Below are 18303 nucleotides of genomic sequence, written 5' to 3'. Positions count from 1 at the left end.
GCTGTCGAGAAATGCATTCTAAGGGGAATCACGCCGCGGAGCGTTCGTTCTTCCCTGTGACGGTGACGAGGGCGGCGAGCATGGTTGTTCGGCGCCCGTTAACGGTGTTACCGGCCGGTGTTACCCGCCGGTGCGACCCGCCGGTGTGACCCGCGGTGTTACCCGCCGATGTGACCCGCGGTGTTACCCGCGTTCGGCATTCAACGCGCGTGTGCCATCCGGATGGGTAGACCCTTTCGCGGGGCGCCCGGCCCAATACCCTGCGAGCAGCGAGCCGGACAGGTTATGCCACACCGAAAACAACGCGCCAGGCAACGCCGCGATCGGCGTGAAATACAGCTTGCCGAGCGTCGCGGCGAGGCCTGAGTTCTGCATGCCCACTTCGATGGCGAGCGTGCGGCAGACGGCTTCGTCGAAACCGAGCAAACGGCCGCCCCAATAACCGCCGAGCAAACCGATGCCGTTGTGCAGCACCACGCCCAGCATCACCACGAGACCGACCGACGCGATGTTCTTCTGCGTGCCGCCGACCACCGCGCCGATGATCAACAGAATCGCCACCATCGAGATCAGCGGCAAGATCGGCTCGACCTTGCGCACGGCCTTGTTGAACAACTGGTTGACGACGACACCGATCACGATCGGCAGCGCGACGATCTGCAGGATGCTCATCAGCATGCCGTGCACGTCGACGGCAATCGAGGCATCCACATACAGGCGCGTGAGCAGCGGCGTTGCGAACACGCCGACCAGCGTCGACAGCGCGCTGATCGTCACCGACAACGCAACGTCGCCGCGCGCCAGATAGATCATGACGTTCGACGCCGTGCCGCTTGCCACGCTGCCCACCAGCACCATGCCGGCGGTCAGATCCGGTGGCATGCGCAGGGCCTTGGCGATCACCCAGGCGGCGAGCGGCATCACCAGGTAATGCAGCACGATGCCGGCAATCACCGGCGCGGGGCGCGTGAAGACGCGCTGGAAATCGGCCACCGAAAGGGTGACGCCCATCGCCAGCATGATGGTCGTCAGAAGCAGGGTGACGTGCGGCGCAATGCCGGCAAACGAGGCGGGCGAGAAGTACGCGGCAATCGAAATGAGCACGGCCCAGAGCGGAAATAAACGGGTGACGCGGGCAAGCATGACGGGCGGTCCTTGGTTATGTTTTATGGCGAGAAATCGAGGTGGCTCCAGCGGCATGCCCGCGAAGGGCGGTGCATGCTCGGGGCGCCACTCGCGAGGAGCGGCAGGCCTTGGCCGCGAATGTCGGGCCGGTGGGCCGGGGGCGGCGCAGGCCTTCGTGAGGTGCGCCAGGCGGCGTCGCGCGGGTGCGCACGACTTTGCCAAAGCGCGCATTTTACCGTTCGCGACGCGTTTGCCGGGAAACATTGGTTGCATGTGCAACGAGACGGCCCGGCAAGATCGGGAGCGTGGCCGGTGCATCCAACCGCCGGCGAGAGCGGCCGCACAAAAAAGAAACCCGCGCGGCGCGCGGGTTGAAACCCTTTCAGAGGAGTGTCAAGAAGACACTTGAATCGTAGCGCGCGGATCGCGGCCGGCCAACCAATCATCTGTGATTTGCTTAAGCATCATGCTGATGAGGCAGGCGGCGCGCCGGGCGTGAGCGGCACGCGCCGCAGGCTTAGTTTGTGAAAGCGCAGCGTCATCAGCAGCGCGACGCTGGCGAGGCCGGCCGCGAGCCCCCACCACAAACCGCGCGCGCCGAGACCGAAGTGAAAGGCCAGCGCGTAACCGGTCGGAAAGCCGATCACCCAGTAGCCGAAGGTCGCGGCGATCATCGGCACGCGGGTGTCCTTCAGGCCACGCAGGCAACCGGAGCCGACCGTCTGCATACCGTCGACGATCTGGAAGATCGCGGCCACGCCGAGCAGCGAACTCGCGAGCGTCACCGTGGCGGCGTTGGCCGGGTCGTCGAGATGCAGATACAGCCCGACGATCCAGTGTGGCGCGGCGATCAGCACGATGCCCGAGAGCGTCATGAAGCCGACGCCGAGCGCGAGCGCGACGAAACCCGCGTGGCGCGCGGCGAGCGGCTGGCCCGCGCCGGACCAGTAGCCGACCCGCACATTGGCCGCCTGGCCGATCGCGAGGGGCACCATGAAGGCCACCGAGGCGACGTTCAGCGCGATCTGGTGCGCGGCCAGTTGCGATTCGCCGAGCAGGCCGACCATCAGGCCGGTGGCGAGGAACAGGGTCGATTCGACGCCGTAGGTGATCGCGACCGGCCAGCCGATGCCGAACAGTTCGCCCATCAATGGCACGTTCGGCCGCGTGGCCACGACGAAATGTTTGTAGCGGGGCCGCAGATGCAACAGGGCCATCAGCACGAGCGCGCTGAGCCAGACAGTGATCGAGGTGGCCGCTGCCGAGCCGAGAAAGCCAAGGCGCGGCAGCCCGTAGACGCCGTGAATCATCCCGTAGTTGAGAAAGCCGTTCACGACCACGCTGATCAACGACACCCACAGGAGCCGCCTGGCCGCGCCGATGGCCGGCAGGAACGAGCGCATCAGGCCGACGCCGATCAGACTGCCAAGCGAGCCCCAGCGCAGCACCGCCGCATATTCGCCGACATTGTGCGCAAGCAGCGCGGGCTCGCCGAACGCCAGCAGGATCGGAGTAGCGAACGACAGCAGGAAAAACGCGGGCACCGACAGCAGCACCGACAACACGAGACCGGTCCAGTAGATATGGGGCACGCGGCCTTCGTCCTGCGCGCCGCGCGCGTGCGAAACGCTCACGCTGACGGAGGTCAGCACGCCCTGCAGCAGCGTGACCACGACGAAGAACAGATTGGCGCCGAGGCCGCCGGCGGCGAGCGCGTCCGGGCCGAGCGAGCCGAGCAGGATCGTGTCGGTGACGCCCATCGCCATTTGCGACAGCTGCGCGATGGCGAGCGGCGCGGCGAGCCGGGCAGTGTCTGCCGCGTGACGGGACAGGGTCGGCGGCCGGGCGGCCACCCGGGTGAAGCCGGATTGAGTCATGGAGCGCTCGGAAGCGGAAAGGGCGACAGCGAAGACGGGCGCAAGCCGGACGACTTGCGTGGCTTGCACGCAGCCGGTCGCGGTCGCGAAACTCGCTGGCTCACCGGCAAAGTGGAGCGGCTGTCAGCCGATTGTTTGTCTGTCGAAAACTGACAGCTTATTGCCTGGGTGCGGGGATGTCGATGGAGGAGGCACAATTTTGGTGCGTGGGGTCCTCCGAAGTTTCCGGACTCGGCGCTTGAGTGACAGGGCCTTGGCCGCGGATCTTCAATTTTTCGTTCAGGATCGCCAACCGGTCTTCGGCTCGGCGGCTTCGGTCCGGGCGTTGTTCCCGAGCGCGAGCAGATGGTCCGTCAAGCCTCGTGCACCGCGATCCGCGTATCGCCGAGCAGCACCACCTGCCCCGCGCGGATTTTGCAGGTTTTACGCGTTTCGACCCGGCCGTCGACGGTCACCGCGCCGTCCGCGACCATCATTTTCGCCGAGCCGCCGCTGTCCGCGAGCCCCGTTATCTTCAGGAGATTGTGCAGTTCGACGTAGTCGCCGGTGAGTGTGAAGTCGAGGTTGGGCATGGCGTTTGCACCTTCAGGCAAAGGGTTCGCATCATAAGTCAGAAGCTTGCCCTTGATTTGCCCTTGAAGAAAATCCCGGAGCCACCGGGGCGCGCTGGCACGACCGCAAGCAGATGTTATGTAGTTGTCAGAAAATGAAACGTTCCGTAACACCGGTCGTCAGTTACGAATTTCACTCGTAAAGTGTGGGTAGGTAGCAAAGCTTGCTGGTTTTTCCGGTGATGAACAGACCAGGCAAGGCGCTCATGAAGCACGCATCACACAGTGCGCCGGATTGGATGCCCGCGTCACAACAACTTTAAAGAGGATTTAGCCATGACCCAGATTCGTACGCTCCTGATCGGTACCGCCCTGACTGCATTCGCCGCGACCGCCGCTGTCGCACAGAGTGCGCAACCGGCCGCCGCTATGAACGGCCAGGCACAGGTCCAGACTCAAGGCGCCGATGTCGCGCCCGCAGCCCCGGCCGCACAAGGTGTGATGCCGGTTACGCCGGCGCCCACGCGTCTGACGGCGTCGGGCTCGACCGATCCGCTGGTCCAGAAGCGCGACGCCAACGCGGAGGCGAATGCTGAATACAAGGCGTCGAAGAAGGCTTCCAAGGCGGAGCTGCAGCAACAGCAGAAGGCTGCCAAGTCGCAGTACAAGGAGCAGGTGCGCGACGCCAAGATCAACAAGAAAGCAGACAAGCAGACTGCCAACAATGAAATGAAGATGAATATGCAAGGTCAGACGGCCACTCAGGACGATGGCGCTGACGCCAAGCACTAAGGAGGTAGCGCATGACCATCACCAAGCTGACAAAGAACCGGATGTATGCCGCGGTGCTTGCCGGTTGCCTGTCGTCGGTCGCGTTCGCGCAGGCGAGCGACCCGAGCGCCGCGCCAGTGACCCATGCCGACAAGAAGGCGGCCAAGGAGCAATCGAAGGCCGACAAGAAGGCATCGGTGGCGCAAGCCCAGGCTGACAAGAAGAAGACCGATGCCCAGGCCGACGCCGACAAGGCGAACGCCGACGCCAATCTGAAAGACGCGAAGAAGCAATAAGAAGGCGTTGATGGAAAGCAGGGCGTCGCGGACGCCTCGCTTTGCCTCGTCGAAGATTTGCCTCGTCGAAGAAAATGGCCCGGAGCGCATGTGCGCCCGGGCCATTTTTTGTGCTCGCTGTGCGATCGCTTTTGGCCGCGGCGGTGCTCTTTTTTGCCCGTCGCATATGTCTCCGGTCTATGTACCGATCCAAAGAGCAAGGTGCGCCCGACATTGTCGCCCCACGAAGCGACAGCTGGAAAAAAGGGTCGCTTGTCTCTGATACTTGTATGGATATACAGTATGCGTCGCCGCTTCAACTCCATCTCAGGCCCGAATCCACTGTGCTCTCCGTCGCCGAATCTCCGCCGCCGTTCGATACGGCCGCCTGGCTGGCCAGGCTCAACGACGCGCAACGCGAAGCCGTCGAATATGGCGCCGACCATCCCAACGCGCCGCCGGGCGCGTTGCTGGTGATAGCGGGCGCCGGCTCCGGCAAGACCAATACGCTGGCGCACCGCGTCGCCAATCTGGTGGTGAAGGGCGCCGATCCGCGCCGTATCCTGCTGCTGACTTTCTCACGCCGTGCGGCGCTCGAAATGACCCGCCGCGTCACGCGTATCGCCAGCGCGGCGCTCGGTACGCGGGCCTCGCTGGCCCAAGGGCTCACATGGTCGGGGACGTTCCATAGCGTCGGTGCGCGGCTACTGCGCGAATACGCGGACCTGATCGGCCTCGCGCCGGCCTTCACGATCAACGACCGCGAGGATTCCGCCGACCTGATGAACCTCGTTCGGCACGAGCTGGGTTTGTCGGCGAAAGAGCGGCGTTTTCCGGCCAAGGGCACCTGCTTTGCGATCTACTCGCGGGTGGTCAACACCGGCGCCTCGCTCGCCGACGTGCTCAACAGCGCATTCCCGTGGTGCCGGGAGTGGGAAGCCGATCTGCGCATGCTGTTTGCCGCGTACGTCGAAGCCAAGCAGAAGCAGAGCGTGCTCGACTACGACGACCTGCTGCTCTACTGGTCGCATATGGCCGCCGAGCCGGCGATCGCGGCCGATCTTTCGGCGCGTTTCGATCACGTGCTGGTCGACGAGTATCAGGACACCAACCGCCTGCAGGCGTCGATCCTGCTCGCGTTGAAGCCCGACGGCCGCGGCCTGACTGTGGTCGGCGACGACGCCCAGTCGATCTATTCGTTTCGCGGTGCGACTGTGCGCAACATTCTCGACTTTCCGGCGCAGTTCAATCCGCCGGCGAGGCAAATCACGCTCGAACGCAATTACCGCTCTACGGCGCCGATTCTGGCGGCGTCGAATGCGGTGATCGAGCTCGCCAGCGAGCGCTACACGAAGAATCTGTGGACCGACAAAGCCTCGGCGCAGCGCCCTCGCCTGGTGACGGTCGCCGACGAAGCGGATCAGGCGCGCTATATCGTCGAACAGGTGCTGGAAGCGCGTGAGCAAGGCATGAAGCTCAAGTCGCAGGCGGTGCTGTTTCGCGCCGCCCATCACAGCGCCGCGCTCGAGATCGAACTGACCCGGCGCAACATTCCGTTCGTGAAGTTCGGTGGCCTGAAGTTTCTCGACTCGGTGCACGTCAAGGATGTGCTTGCCGTACTGCGCTGGGCCGAGAATCCACGCGACCGTGTCGCCGGCTTTCGGGTTGTGCAGTTGCTGCCGGGCGTCGGTCCCGCTACCGCCGCGAAGGTGCTTGACGAGATCGTGGCCCGGGCGGCCGGCGACAATCCGGCCGATCTCACCCGGAGCGCCGGTGGCGCGCTGGCCGCCTTCGCGCCGCCCGCTCGCGCGCAGGAAGACTGGCATCCGTTCGTCAAGCTGATGTCGAGTGTGTACGGGCGCCAGACGCCGTGGCCCGCCGAGTTCGAGATGGTGCGGCGGTGGTACGAGCCGCATCTCGAGCGCAATCACGAAGACGCGGCGATCCGTCACGGGGACGTGTTGCAGATGGAAAGCATCGCGGGCACCTACCCGTCGCGCGAGCGGTTCCTCACTGAATTGACGCTCGATCCACCCGACGCCACCAGCGACGAATCCGGCGTGCCGCTGATCGACGAGGACTACCTGATTCTGTCGACGATTCATTCGGCGAAGGGGCAGGAGTGGCGCAACGTGTTCGTGCTGAATGGCGTCGACGGTTGCATTCCGTCCGATCTCGGCACCGGCAGCGAGGAGGAAATCGACGAGGAGCGGCGCCTGTTATACGTCGCAATGACACGCGCGAAGGAAGACCTGCATATCGTCGTGCCGCAGCGCTTTTACGTGCACAACCAGACCCATATGGGCGACCGTCATGTCTGGGCGTCGCGCACGCGTTTCATTCCGGCGCATCTGATGCCGCTGTTCGACGCTTACGCGTGGCCGCGCGTGCCGGTGCCGAGTGCGCCGACCGCGGCGGGGCTGGCCGCGGCGGCGCAGGCAAGGATCGAGATTGGGGCCCGGCTCAGAAAGATGTGGGATTGACGGCTTCTACCCGAGCTTGCTGCGACTACCGTGGCTGCCGCTGCTGCGCCGACGGAGGGGGCGGCACGAAGAAATTGCGCAGCCATGCGGCGAGGCGCGAGAACACGTCGTACGGCTCCTCGACGAAAATCTCGGGCTTCAGCAAGCGCAGGTATTCCATGATCTGCTGCGCTTCCTGCTTCTGGAACGACCCGTGTGAAATGCCCAGACGCAGTAGCCCGCGCAGTTCGCCAAGCTTCTCACGGGCAGTGCTGCCTACGTTCGTTTCGCATGCCACCTTGGCTTCGTAGACGCGCTGGCGCAGCGATTCCACCAGCCGCCAGGCGGGCGTTTGCATGAGTTCCTCGAGCGCCTGAATATCCTTTGCCTCGCTCTTGATCTGCGCCGCGAGCGGATCGATCAGCGCGGCGTCGCCTTCGGCTTCCTTGACGATGGCCGCGGCCCAGTCGCGGCACTGCTTGGCGAGTTCTTCCGGCGTCCATTCCGAGCGGGCCGCGAAGCCGAAACCGAATTCCGCCGCCTGCCGCATCAGGATCGCGACGACGTCCGGAAACTCCTTGTCCAGCGTGCGTTTCGCCCATGCGTACTGGCCGCCCTGCAACATCCGCTTAACCGCGTGTTCAGTCAGCGGCACCATGTTGTCGAGCAGCTTGGCGCGCAAAAAATCCTCAAACGACGGCGTCGCGAACTGCGGATCGAGCTTCAGCGAAACCCGCAAAAAGGCGTCGAAATCCTTGCGCAGCGTCGCAATGGTCTCGTCTTTGAGCGTGAGGGTAATTTGACCCATGTGTTATCCCGTTTGGTCCTGCCCGCGCGGCTTCGTCATGTCGCCCGGCCGCACCTGGATCTCGTGAGACGCGACGCCGAATGCCGGTGCGGTGATTCTGCCTGTTGCCGCATAACCAGCGGGACGTATCCCGATGAGCGGACCTCGACTTGATATCGACGGAATTGAAAGAAACTTGAGGGCGCGCGGGAGATTGAGGGCCGCTTTAGAGGGGGGGCGTCGTTTTGAGGCAGTACGCGGCGCGCGTTGCCCGTGCGGGGGGCGCCGCGCCTAGCGGTTATGGGCGTGTGCGCGCCATTTGCGTCAATTGCGCTGTTTAACCCGGCACGCGCGACGTCAGTCTCGGACTGCGCCTATTTAAGCACGACGCCTTGCCAGACAAAAAAGACCGCCAGACCCACCGCGATGGTCAGGAGTGGCCGACGTGTCAGCGCGCTAACCGCGATGGCCGCCAACGCCCCGACCAGTTGCGGATTGCGCCAGGTCAGTTCGGCGCTGGTGCCGTGCGGCGAGACCGCCATCGGCACGATGATCGCGGTCAGCACCGTAACCGGCACGAAGCCGAGCGCGGTGCGCACGAGCGGCGGAAATACCAGCCGGTCGCCCAGCACGAAGACGGCGGCGCGGATCACCCATGTAATGATCGCCATGCCGAGGATCAGGACGACGTAGTTCATCGCGATGCTCCTGCGGGTTTCCGGGAGGTTTCCTGCGAGATTTTCCGCGCCGCATTCCGCCGAGGCTCCTGGGTGAGCTCCTGCGAGGTTGCGGGCGGGCTTTCGCGACTCTCCCGTGTGCCTCGCCCCCGTCGCGGCACCGACAGCAAAACACCAATTGTGACGCCGGCGAACACCGCGCCCAGCAGGCCGAGCTTGTAGGGCCAGGCTTGCCAGAAGAAAGCCAGCGTGCCAGCGGTGACGGCCGCCGCGATATAGCGCAGCGCGACGAGCTGCGGCACCACGATCGCGATGAACGTGGCCACCATCGCGAAATCGAGTCCGAGCGACTGCAGGCCGGGAAAAGCGGCGCCGAACAGCAGGCCCCCGACGGTCCAGATCTGCCAGTTCAGGTACATGGCGAGACCTGCGCCGAAAAAGTAGTGGGGGCCGACCGTGCCGGGCTCCCGATGCCGGTAGTGCTCCCATGCGACCGCGAAGACTTCGTCGGTGAGCAGCGCGCCGAGCGCCCAGCGCCAGCGCGCGGATAGATGCGCGACGTGCGGCGCGAGCGTCGCGCTATACAGCACATGACGCAGGTTGACGACGAGCGTGGTCGCCCAGATCACCGCAAAACTCGCGTGGCCGGCGATCAGACCCAAGGCGATGAATTGCGCGGAACCGGCAAACACGACGAGCGACATCAACTGCCCATGCCATAGATGCAGAGGGCCGGACGCGACCAGCGTGCCGAAGATCACGCCGAAGGGCGCCGCGCCGACCATCATCGGGATGATGTCGCGCGCGCCGGCGGTGAATTCCTTTAGGTGGCCTGTGCTCGAGGGCTGGCCGGGGTTGGGATGGGTCAATCTAGCCTCCTTGATTCGGGAAGCATAGCGGGCGGTGCCGGGCAGGGCTTGTACGTTCTTGCGGTGGGCGCGCGGGTGCTGCTGAGGGTCGTGGCTGGTTGATCCGGCTGATGCAATGCGCGAGGTGGCCAGAGCGAATGGCGGCCCAATCGGAACGGATCCCGCAAAGGTAGGTCTTGGGATTGAATTGCTGAATTGCTGAATTGCTGAATTGCTGAATTGCTGAATTGCTGAATTGCTGAATTGCTGAATTGCTGCATAGCGCTAGCTGAGCGGGCCGCCTATAGGGGTGCTTTACAGCCTTCGGGATGGCCTGAGCGACCGGCCACGCGACCCAATAGCGTTGCAAACGTACCCGCGGCCGGCGTCCTGCTGTCTCGTGAGCCCTGCGTCAGCTGCTTTGCCAACGTCCGGGCGGCACGCCGAACATGCGCCGGAAATGGCGCGTGAAATGGCTCTGGTCCGTGAAACCGCTGGCTGCGGCGACTTCCGTCACGGACGCACCTGCACGCAATGGTGCGAGCGAGCGTTGCAGGCGCACCTGGTTGCGCCACGCATGCGGCGGCAGACCGGTGGCCTGGTTGAAAAGGCGCGCGGCGTGAAATGGCGATAGGCCCGCTGCCTGCGCGACTTCGGCCAGCGTGACGGCTTCGGCGAGGTCGCCGGTCAGGCGCTCCTGCATGGTCGCGACGCGGGCGTCGTCGGTGGCGAGGCGCGACGGCTCCGGATGCGTTTGCGAGTAGCGGGCCAGCAAGGTGGACACCGCGTCGAGCATGGCGGCCTCGGCGGCGAGCGGATCGTCGCCGGCCTCCAGCAGGCGGTGTGCATGCGCCAGTCGCCGCGCCAGATCGGGATCGCGGATCACACCCGGCGCGAACCACGGTAACGGTTGCGGCGTGCCCGCGAGTTCATTGGCGAGATCGTGGATGAAATCTACGGGCGCATACATCACGCGATACCGCCAGCCTGCCTCGACAGCCTTCGAACCCGTGTGCAATTCGCCCGGGTTGATGATCGGCACGCTACCCGCTTCGGCGACATAGTTCGAGCCGCGATACCGATAGCCCTCGGCCCCCGCGACGATCACCGGAATCGTGTACGCGTCGTGCCAATGCGGGGTGAACTCATGGTCGTGATATTCGGCCGTGAGCAGATCCGCGCCGGGCAAAAGCGGCGTACGCCAATAGCGGGCGGAATCCTGGAAGCGATGGGCATTCATGATGGAGGTCTAGCGATCCGGCGATCCGGCAACCCGGCATGACCGCTCAGTGTAGCGCGCCGTGGCCGCTGCCGGTGCCGTTCCTCATGCCGTTCAGACCTTTGCGCAGTGAGTTTTGCCGTAGGGCGGCGATCACTTGACCGGGATCGTCGTACCGGCCGGTACGGGCACCGCGCTCACGCTGTTTTTCGCGCTGCCGCTGACGACGCGATCGCTATAGGTCATGTACACCAGCGTGCTGCGCTTCGCATCGACTATCCGCACCACATGCAGCGATTTGAAAATCAGCGACATGCTCACGGAGAACACGTCGGCCTGCTTTTTCACCGGTCCTGTGAAGCTGATCGCGCCGACCTGGCGGCAGGCAATCGACGCTTCGGTCGGATCTTCGGCAATGCCGAGCGTGCCCTTGACGCCGCCGGTGCGTGCTCGCGACACATAGCAGGTCACACCCTGAACAAGAGGATCGTCATAGGCTTCGACGACCACGCGGTCAGAGCCCGTGACACGGAAGTTGGTATTGACGCTGCCGACTTCTTCGCCGTGGGCCACGGGCAGCGACAGGGCGGCAGTGACTGCAAGTGCGGTGCGAAACAAGGTGAGTTTCATGGGATGACCGGGAATGAGGGCGTGGATCGGGCGCCGGGAAGTCGCGCCGACAAGACGCCATCGTATAACGGCGTGTCCGCCAGAGGGGCGGTGCAACCGTCGAGGTCATGCGCTACCTGCTGGTCGAAAACGACGGCATTCGCCCATGCGTCGAAACTGGCCAGGCCAAAGCAGAAAGACCAAAACAAAAAAGCCCGCACGAATGCGGGCCTTCCAAATTTTTTGGCTCCTCGACCTGGGCTCGAACCAGGGACCTACGGATTAACAGTCCGGCGCTCTACCGACTGAGCTATCGAGGAACAGCAGTACAACTTGATCTACATAAAAAAGCCCGTCTTGGTTAACGGGCTTTTGCAATTCTTGGCTCCTCGACCTGGGCTCGAACCAGGGACCTACGGATTAACAGTCCGGCGCTCTACCGACTGAGCTATCGAGGAACAGAACAACAAACAGCAGAGAAGCGAAATTGTAGGAGCAGCTTAAGCACCTGTCAATACCCTGCGTTCATCCCGATTTGATTCGAAAGCAACAGCAGGGTACCGGCCGCGCGACTCAACGTGCGAGCAGGGCCAGCTTTTCCTTCACGTCCTTGAATTCTTCGGCTTCCGGCAACGGTGCTTTGGTCTTGGTGATGCTCGGCCAATTCTTCGCCAGATCGGCATTCAGTTCGGTGAAGTGCTGCTGGTCGCCCGGCACGTCTTCTTCGGCATAAATGGCGTTTACCGGGCACTCGGCCACGCACACGGCGCAGTCGATACATTCATCGGGGTCGATCGCGAGGAAGTTGGGACCTTCGCGAAAGCAGTCCACCGGGCACACATCGACGCAGTCGGTATAGCGGCACTTGATGCAGCTTTCGGTCACAACGTGAGTCATTCAGGCAGCTCCTGCATGCGGAATCAGGGAAGGCGAAACGCCAAAAACGCTATTGTAACGTAACGTCAAGAGCCGCATACGCCAGCAGGCAACGCCTTTTATACGTTTTCGTGATTAGGTTATGGCGTCCGGCGCAACAGTTCCCCAGCAGTCCCGCAACAGGCTGAGGGCGCGCTGAATCCGGACGCATTCGGGTAACATGCGTCAGGTCGGCGCACACGGGGCGCGCCGCACGCGCATGGGTTGACGCGGTTGGTCGAGCCAGGCTTTCCGTTCTCCTGCAGTCCAGTTCGCACCATCATGATTATTACTTCGCTGCTCGACACCGATCTGTACAAGTTCACGATGATGCAAGTGGTGTTGCATCACTTTCCCGCGGCGAATGTCGAGTACCGGTTTCGCTGCCGCACGCCGAATGTCGATCTCGTGCCGTATATCGCCGAGATTCGCGGTGAGGTGCGCAAGCTGTGCGAGCTGCGCTTCACCGACGACGAACTCGACTACCTGCGGCGCATGCGCTTCATCAAGGGCGACTTCATCGAGTTTCTCGCGCTGTTCCATCTGAACGAGAAATACATATCGATCGAACCCTCGCCGAAGGGCAACGGGGAAATCGACATCGAGATCAAAGGGCCGTGGCTGCACACGATCCTGTTCGAGATCCCGATGCTCGCGATCGTCAACGAAGTCTACTTCCGCAACACCCAGCAACAGCCCGACTACAGCGAAGGGCGCGGCCGTCTGGTCGAGAAGATCAAGCTGCTGGGCGCGCGTCCGGAATTCGCCGACTGCAAGATCGCCGACTACGGCACGCGCCGCCGCTTCTCGAAGCAATGGCACGAAGAAGTGATCCTCACGCTGAAAGACGGCCTCGGCGAGCAGTTTGCCGGCACCAGCAACGTCTTCTACGCGATGAAGCACAGCCTCACGCCGCTCGGCACGATGGCGCACGAGTATCTGCAGGCGTGTCAGGCGCTCGGTCCGCGGCTGCGCGACTCGCAGATCTTCGGCTTCGAAATGTGGGCGAAGGAATATCGCGGCGACCTGGGTATCGCACTGTCGGACGTGTACGGCATGGAGGCGTTCCTGCGCGACTTCGACATGTACTTCTGCAAGCTGTTCGACGGCGCGCGCCACGATTCCGGCGATCCGTTCGACTGGGGCGAGCGCCTGCTCAAGCACTACGAAGCGAACCGCTGCGATCCGCGCACCAAGATCCTCGTCTTCTCCGACGCGCTCGACATTCCGAAGGTGCTGCAACTGTACGAGCGTTTCCGCGGCCGCTGCAAGCTGGCATTCGGCGTAGGCACCAATCTGACCAACGATCTGGGCTACAACCCGTTGCAGATCGTCATCAAGATGGTTCGCTGCAATGGCCAGCCGGTGGCGAAGCTGTCCGATTCGCCGGGCAAGAACATGTGCGAAGACAAGGCCTATCTCGCGTATCTGCGGCAGGTGTTCGGCATTGCGCAACCCGAGGAAGACGCTGCGAAGTGAGGCTGCGCCCGCGCGGCTCATGTGTGACTCATGTGCGGCTCAGGTGCCAATGCCTCAGGCAGATTGCGCTCGCCGCGTCGCCGGGACGCGGCCATAGGCCGTTCGGCCAGGGTGTTCGCGCGCAGGGTGGCCGGTATAATTCCCGCCATATCGCACGGCTGTCGACACGAGGATTTCGCATATGGATACATCGATTCCCCGCCGTAACATCCTGGCGCGCATCCGCGCAGCGCAGGGGCGCGAGCCCGAGCCCTCCGTTTCGGAGCGCGAGGCGGCGGTGGACTACCTGACGCGCCACCCTCAAGGCCCGCGTCCGGAGATGCCGGCCGATCTGACCATGCGCTTCATCGAAGAAGCGCGGAAAATGGCGACCACGGTCGATACGGTCGAAGCACTGAGCGATGTGCCGGCCGCCGCGCATCGCTACCTCACTGAACATGCTTTGCCGGTGCAGGCAATCGCATGGCAAACCCTCCAGGATCTCCCGTGGGCCGAAGCCGGCCTCAGCGTCGAATTTCGCAAACCAGAAGACGGCGACGTGGTCGGACTCACCGGCTGCTTCTGTGCGACTGCGGAGACCGGCACACTGGTCCTGCTGTCCGGGCCCGAGACCTATGCGTCGGCGGCCCTGCTTCCGGAAACGCATATTGCGATCGTGCCGGCCTCGCGCATCGTCTCGGGACATGAAGAGGCGTTCGAGCTGATCCGCAGCGAACGCGGTGAACTCCCACGCGCGGTCAATTTCGTTTCCGGGCCTTCGCGCACCGGCGATATCGAACAGACTATCGTGCTTGGCGCGCACGGGCCGTATCGGGTGCATGCGATTGTCGTGCGTGGCACCTGAGTTGCGCGACCGGTGGTGCCTGCCGAAGGCGCGCGTAATTGTCCGCTGCAACAAGGATTCCAAAAATATGAAACGACATGCCGTATGGACGAGCATGGTGTTCGTCGCGGCACTGACGCTGGCGAGTTGGCCTCAACTGGCTTCGGCGGCTACGCTCGACGGCGCGGCTTTATCGGCATTGTGGGGCTTGCCGTTTGCAGGCGTGTTGTTGTCGATTGCGGTGTTTCCGTTGGTCGCGCCGGCATTCTGGCATCACCATTTCGGCAAGATCGCGGCAGCGTGGGCGGCCCTGTTTCTGGTACCGTTCGCGCTTACTTTCGGCACGGCCCTCGCGTTCGGCACCTTAGTGCACGCGGTTCTCGAAGAATACATTCCATTCATCGTGTTGCTGACCGCGCTCTATACCGTGGCGGGCGGCATTTGCGTACGCGGCAATCTGCACGGCACGCCGCGGCTGAATACCGCGATTCTCGCTCTCGGCACCTTGTTGGCCAGCATCATGGGTACAACCGGCGCGGCGATGCTGCTGATCCGCCCATTGCTGCGCGCCAACGACAATCGCAAGCATGTCGTTCATGTGGTGGTGTTCTTCATCTTCCTGGTGGCAAACGCGGGCGGCTCACTATCGCCGCTCGGCGACCCACCGCTCTTTCTCGGCTTCCTGCAGGGCGTGAGTTTCTTCTGGACCACCACGCATCTGGCATTGCCCATGCTGTTCGTCTGCGTCGTGCTGCTGGCCGCGTTCCATGCGTTGGACTCGTACTATTTTCATCGGCGTGAAGAAGAGCGCGCGCGCTTTCTCGATCCGACGCCGGATTCGCCGCTGCTCGGCATCGACGGCACGATCAACTTCGTGCTTCTCGCGGCCGTGATCGCGCTGGTTTTGATGAGCGGACTCTGGAAGCCGGACGTCGCGTTCGACGTCTTCGGTACGCAGGTCGCGTTGCAAAATGCGGTGCGCGATGTGGCGCTGATCGGCGTCACTTTGCTCTCGCTCGCGCTGACGCCGCGCGCGGCACGCGCCGGCAACGACTTCAACTGGGCGCCGATCGAAGAAGTCGCCAAGCTGTTTGCCGGCATTTTCGTGACGATCGCGCCGGTCATCACGATCCTGCGGGCCGGCGAGGCAGGTGCGTTCGCCGGCATCGTCCATCTGGTCAACCCGTCCGGCCAACCGCACGACATGATGTACTTCTGGGCGACCGGCCTGCTATCGTCGTTTCTGGACAACGCGCCGACCTACCTGGTGTTCTTCAACCTGGCCGGCGGCGACGCGCAGAGTCTGATGACCACCGGCGCCACCACGCTCGCCGCGATCTCGGCCGGCGCGGTATTCATGGGCGCCAATACGTACATCGGCAACGCGCCGAACTTCATGGTGAAAGCGATCGCGGAATCGCGGGGCATTCGCATGCCGGGGTTTTTCGCGTATCTCGGCTGGTCGGCGGCGGTGCTGCTGCCACTGTTTTTCGTCACCGGCTGGCTGTTTTTCTGACGCCGGGTTTCATGCTTATTTTTGACGCCGAGACCATTTAACTCGACGCGCTATCCGGAGAATTGCAATGCAGAAGATCCTCGTCGCCCGTCCGATCTTTCCCGACGTGATCGAACGGCTCAAACAGTATTTCGACGTCGACTGGCACCAGGGCGACGTATTGTCAGTGGAAGAGCTGACTCGCCGTCTCGCGGACAAAGACGGCGCTTTGACTGCGGGCGATCCGATCGGCGCGGCTGTGTTCGCAGCGGCGCCGCGCCTGCGCGTCGTGGCGAACATGGCGGTGGGCTATAACAATTTCGACATGGCCGCGTTCAATGCGGCGAATGTGCTCGGCACCAATACGCCGGACGTGCTGAACGAATCCACTGCGGATTTCGGCTGGGCGTTGATGATGGCCGCAGCGCGCCGCATCGCCGAATCGGAGCATTGGCTGCGCGAGGGCAAATGGCAGAAGTGGAGCTACGACAGCTTTCTCGGCAGCGACATCCACGGCTCGACCCTCGGTGTGATCGGCATGGGCCGCATCGGGCAAGCGCTGGCGCGTCGTGCGAAGGGCTTCAACATGCAGGTGATTTATCACAACCGTTCGCGCGTCGCGCCGGAGATCGAAGCGGAGTTGAACGCGCAATACGCGTCCAAACAAGACCTGCTGCAACGCGCGGATCACGTGGTGCTGGTCCTGCCGTACACGAAGGAAAACCATCACACGATCGGCGCGGCCGAACTCGCGCAGATGAAGCCGACAGCGACGCTCACCAACATCGCGCGCGGCGGCATTGTTGACGACGCCGCGCTGGTCGAGGCACTGCGTTCGAAACAGATTGCCGCAGCCGGTCTGGATGTCTATGAAGGCGAGCCGAATCTGAATCCGGACCTGCTGAGCGTGTCGAATGTCGTACTGACACCGCACATTGCCAGCGCCACCGAAGCCACGCGCCGCGCCATGGCAAACCTCGCCGCCGACAATCTGATCGCGGCGCTGGGTGAAGGTCCGCGCGCCGGGCGGCCGCCGAATCCGATCAATCCAGAGGTGCTTGGCAAGGCGCGTTCATGACAATGATTCTGGTGGCGGCCGTTGCGGTGCTGGCGGTAGCTCTGGTCATCGCGTTGGCATTGCTGATGCGCGGCCATGGCCGCGCTGAGGAAAGCGAGCGCTTCGAGATTTTGAGCGAGCGTATCGACGCGGCGGCAGATGCGCAATCGCATGCTTATGAGCGGCTCGAGCGGCAATTGCGCAATGACATCACCGAAACGGCGCGCGTGTCGCGTAGCGAGCAGAGCAGCGGGTTCGCGCACTTCCAGCAGACGCTGGCATCGCAATTCAGCAGTATGACGACGGTGCAGGGCGGCAAGATCGACGGCTTCGCGCAGCAACTCGACGCGGTACGTCACAGCTTGCAGCAGCAGGCGCAGCAGGCACGCGATGAGCAAGGGCGCACGCTCAGGCAGTTCGGCGAAACGCTGACCTTGCAACTGGGGCAGCTCACCGAGGCGAACGATCGCCGCTTCGCCGAGGTGCGCGCGACCATCGAGCAGCGGCTGAAAGACATCGAGACAAATAACTCGACCAAGCTCGAAGAGATGCGCCGCACGGTCGACGAGAAGCTGCACGCTACGCTCGAACAACGTCTCGGCGAATCGTTCAAGCTGGTGTCCGACCGGCTGGAGCAGGTGCATCGCGGACTCGGCGAGATGCAGACGCTGGCTGCGGGCGTCGGCGACCTGAAGAAGGTTCTGACCAACGTCAAGACGCGCGGCACGTGGGGCGAAGTGCAACTCGAAGCGTTGCTCGAACAATTGCTCACCGCGGATCAATACGCGAAGAACGTCGCGACGGTGCCGAAGAGCGCGGATCGCGTCGAATTCGCGATCAAACTGCCGGGCCGCGCGGCGACGGGGGAATCCGCCACGCCGGTCTGGTTGCCGATCGACGCCAAGTTCCCGCGTGAAGATTACGAGCGGTTGATCGAGGCTCAGGAGCGCGCCGATCCCGTTGCGGTGGAGGAAGCGTCGCGTGCGCTGGAAACGCGGATTCGCGCCGAGGCACGCACGATCGCCGAGAAGTATGTGTCGCCGCCGCACACCACGGATTTCGCGCTGCTGTTCCTCCCGACCGAAGGCCTGTATGCGGAAGTGCTGCGTCGGCCGGGCCTGACCGATCAGCTGCAACGCGACTACCGCGTGACGATTGCCGGCCCGACTACGCTCACGGCCTTGCTCAATAGTTTGCAGATGGGCTTCCGCACGCTGGCGATCGAGAAGCGCTCGAGCGAGGTGTGGCAGGTGCTTGGCGCGGTGAAAACGGAGTTCGGCAAGTTTGGCGACGTGCTGGCGAGAACTAAGGCGCAGCTCGAAACCGTCACACG

Annotated in this window: 16 protein-coding genes, 2 tRNA genes and 1 pseudogene; 8 read left to right on the top strand and 11 right to left on the bottom strand. The window is 63.4% G+C overall.

All coding sequences use genetic code 11. The features are described from left to right. Nucleotides 1-183: 183 nt before the first annotated feature. From panS to QOC89_RS24460, 3 genes are all read right to left on the bottom strand, one after another. Nucleotides 184-1143: a ketopantoate/pantoate/pantothenate transporter PanS gene (gene panS, locus QOC89_RS24470; protein ID WP_323047371.1), complete on the bottom strand. Its 960-nt coding sequence runs from the start codon at nt 1141-1143 to the stop codon at nt 184-186. Between the two features lie 446 nt (nt 1144-1589). After that, a complete protein-coding gene (locus QOC89_RS24465; protein WP_323047370.1) occupies nt 1590-3002 on the bottom strand; it encodes an MATE family efflux transporter in 1413 nt (470 codons plus the stop codon). Nucleotides 3003-3355: 353 nt separating this feature from the next. Beyond that, nucleotides 3356-3574, bottom strand: coding sequence for an RNA-binding S4 domain-containing protein (locus QOC89_RS24460; protein ID WP_011489423.1), 219 nt, complete (start codon nt 3572-3574; stop codon nt 3356-3358). 315 nt (nt 3575-3889) lie between these two features. Between QOC89_RS24460 and QOC89_RS24455 the strand changes: the two genes are divergently transcribed. The 3 genes from QOC89_RS24455 to QOC89_RS24445 all read left to right on the top strand — a co-directional run bounded on the left by QOC89_RS24455 (nt 3890) and on the right by QOC89_RS24445 (nt 7082). Next, nucleotides 3890-4345, top strand: coding sequence for a hypothetical protein (locus tag QOC89_RS24455; RefSeq protein ID WP_323047369.1), 456 nt, complete (start codon nt 3890-3892; stop codon nt 4343-4345). Between the two features lie 11 nt (nt 4346-4356). Continuing rightward, nucleotides 4357-4620: a hypothetical protein gene (locus QOC89_RS24450; protein WP_323047368.1), complete on the top strand. Its 264-nt coding sequence runs from the start codon at nt 4357-4359 to the stop codon at nt 4618-4620. A 269-nt stretch (nt 4621-4889) separates the two neighbouring features. Further along, nucleotides 4890-7082: an ATP-dependent helicase gene (locus QOC89_RS24445; RefSeq protein WP_323047367.1), complete on the top strand. Its 2193-nt coding sequence runs from the start codon at nt 4890-4892 to the stop codon at nt 7080-7082. Between the two features lie 25 nt (nt 7083-7107). Here the strand turns inward: QOC89_RS24445 and QOC89_RS24440 are convergent, their stop codons facing one another. From QOC89_RS24440 to fdxA, 8 genes and pseudogenes are all read right to left on the bottom strand, one after another. After that, entirely contained in the window at nt 7108-7869 is a 762-nt protein-coding gene (locus QOC89_RS24440; protein ID WP_323047366.1) for a DUF4088 family protein, read from the bottom strand. 353 nt (nt 7870-8222) lie between these two features. Next, a complete protein-coding gene (locus tag QOC89_RS24435; RefSeq protein WP_323047365.1) occupies nt 8223-8546 on the bottom strand; it encodes an AzlD domain-containing protein in 324 nt (107 codons plus the stop codon). A gap of 98 nt (nt 8547-8644) precedes the next feature. Next, nucleotides 8645-9394, bottom strand: a pseudogene (locus tag QOC89_RS24430) (AzlC family ABC transporter permease); the annotation flags it as partial. A gap of 391 nt (nt 9395-9785) precedes the next feature. Continuing rightward, nucleotides 9786-10613 (bottom strand): AraC family transcriptional regulator, encoded by an 828-nt coding sequence (locus QOC89_RS24425; RefSeq protein WP_416340459.1) that lies wholly within the window; start codon nt 10611-10613, stop codon nt 9786-9788. A gap of 132 nt (nt 10614-10745) precedes the next feature. After that, the gene (locus QOC89_RS24420; RefSeq protein WP_323047364.1) at nt 10746-11222 is read right to left on the bottom strand and encodes a CreA family protein; all 477 of its coding nucleotides are present in this window, start codon (nt 11220-11222) and stop codon (nt 10746-10748) included. A 223-nt stretch (nt 11223-11445) separates the two neighbouring features. Further along, nucleotides 11446-11521: transfer RNA gene (locus QOC89_RS24415), tRNA-Asn, on the bottom strand. Nucleotides 11522-11583: 62 nt separating this feature from the next. Continuing rightward, nucleotides 11584-11659: transfer RNA gene (locus QOC89_RS24410), tRNA-Asn, on the bottom strand. Nucleotides 11660-11774: 115 nt separating this feature from the next. Next, nucleotides 11775-12098, bottom strand: coding sequence for a ferredoxin FdxA (gene fdxA / locus QOC89_RS24405; protein ID WP_323047363.1), 324 nt, complete (start codon nt 12096-12098; stop codon nt 11775-11777). A 300-nt stretch (nt 12099-12398) separates the two neighbouring features. Here fdxA and pncB point away from each other — a divergent pair, with 300 nt between their 5' ends. The 5 genes from pncB to QOC89_RS24380 form a co-directional block, all read left to right on the top strand. Further along, complete coding sequence (gene pncB / locus QOC89_RS24400; protein ID WP_179733459.1) at nt 12399-13595, top strand: nicotinate phosphoribosyltransferase; 1197 nt, start codon at nt 12399-12401, stop codon at nt 13593-13595. Nucleotides 13596-13776: 181 nt separating this feature from the next. Beyond that, nucleotides 13777-14439, top strand: coding sequence for a lactate utilization protein C (locus QOC89_RS24395; RefSeq protein WP_323047362.1), 663 nt, complete (start codon nt 13777-13779; stop codon nt 14437-14439). A 67-nt stretch (nt 14440-14506) separates the two neighbouring features. Beyond that, nucleotides 14507-15934: a sodium:proton antiporter gene (locus QOC89_RS24390; RefSeq protein ID WP_323047361.1), complete on the top strand. Its 1428-nt coding sequence runs from the start codon at nt 14507-14509 to the stop codon at nt 15932-15934. A 67-nt stretch (nt 15935-16001) separates the two neighbouring features. Continuing rightward, nucleotides 16002-16991 carry a D-glycerate dehydrogenase gene (locus tag QOC89_RS24385; protein WP_323047360.1) on the top strand — a complete coding sequence of 330 codons (990 nt, stop codon included), beginning with the start codon at nt 16002-16004 and terminating at the stop codon, nt 16989-16991. Beyond that, on the top strand, nt 16988-18303 hold a 1316-nt coding region (locus QOC89_RS24380; protein ID WP_323047359.1), incomplete at its 3' end, for a DNA recombination protein RmuC. The genes QOC89_RS24385 and QOC89_RS24380, both read left to right, overlap by 4 nt.

Source organism: Paraburkholderia sp., from assembly GCF_034668105.1.
GTDB lineage: Bacteria > Pseudomonadota > Gammaproteobacteria > Burkholderiales > Burkholderiaceae > Paraburkholderia.
Note: the sequence above shows the minus strand (reverse complement) of the source record. Positions and strands in the feature narration are given on the sequence as shown.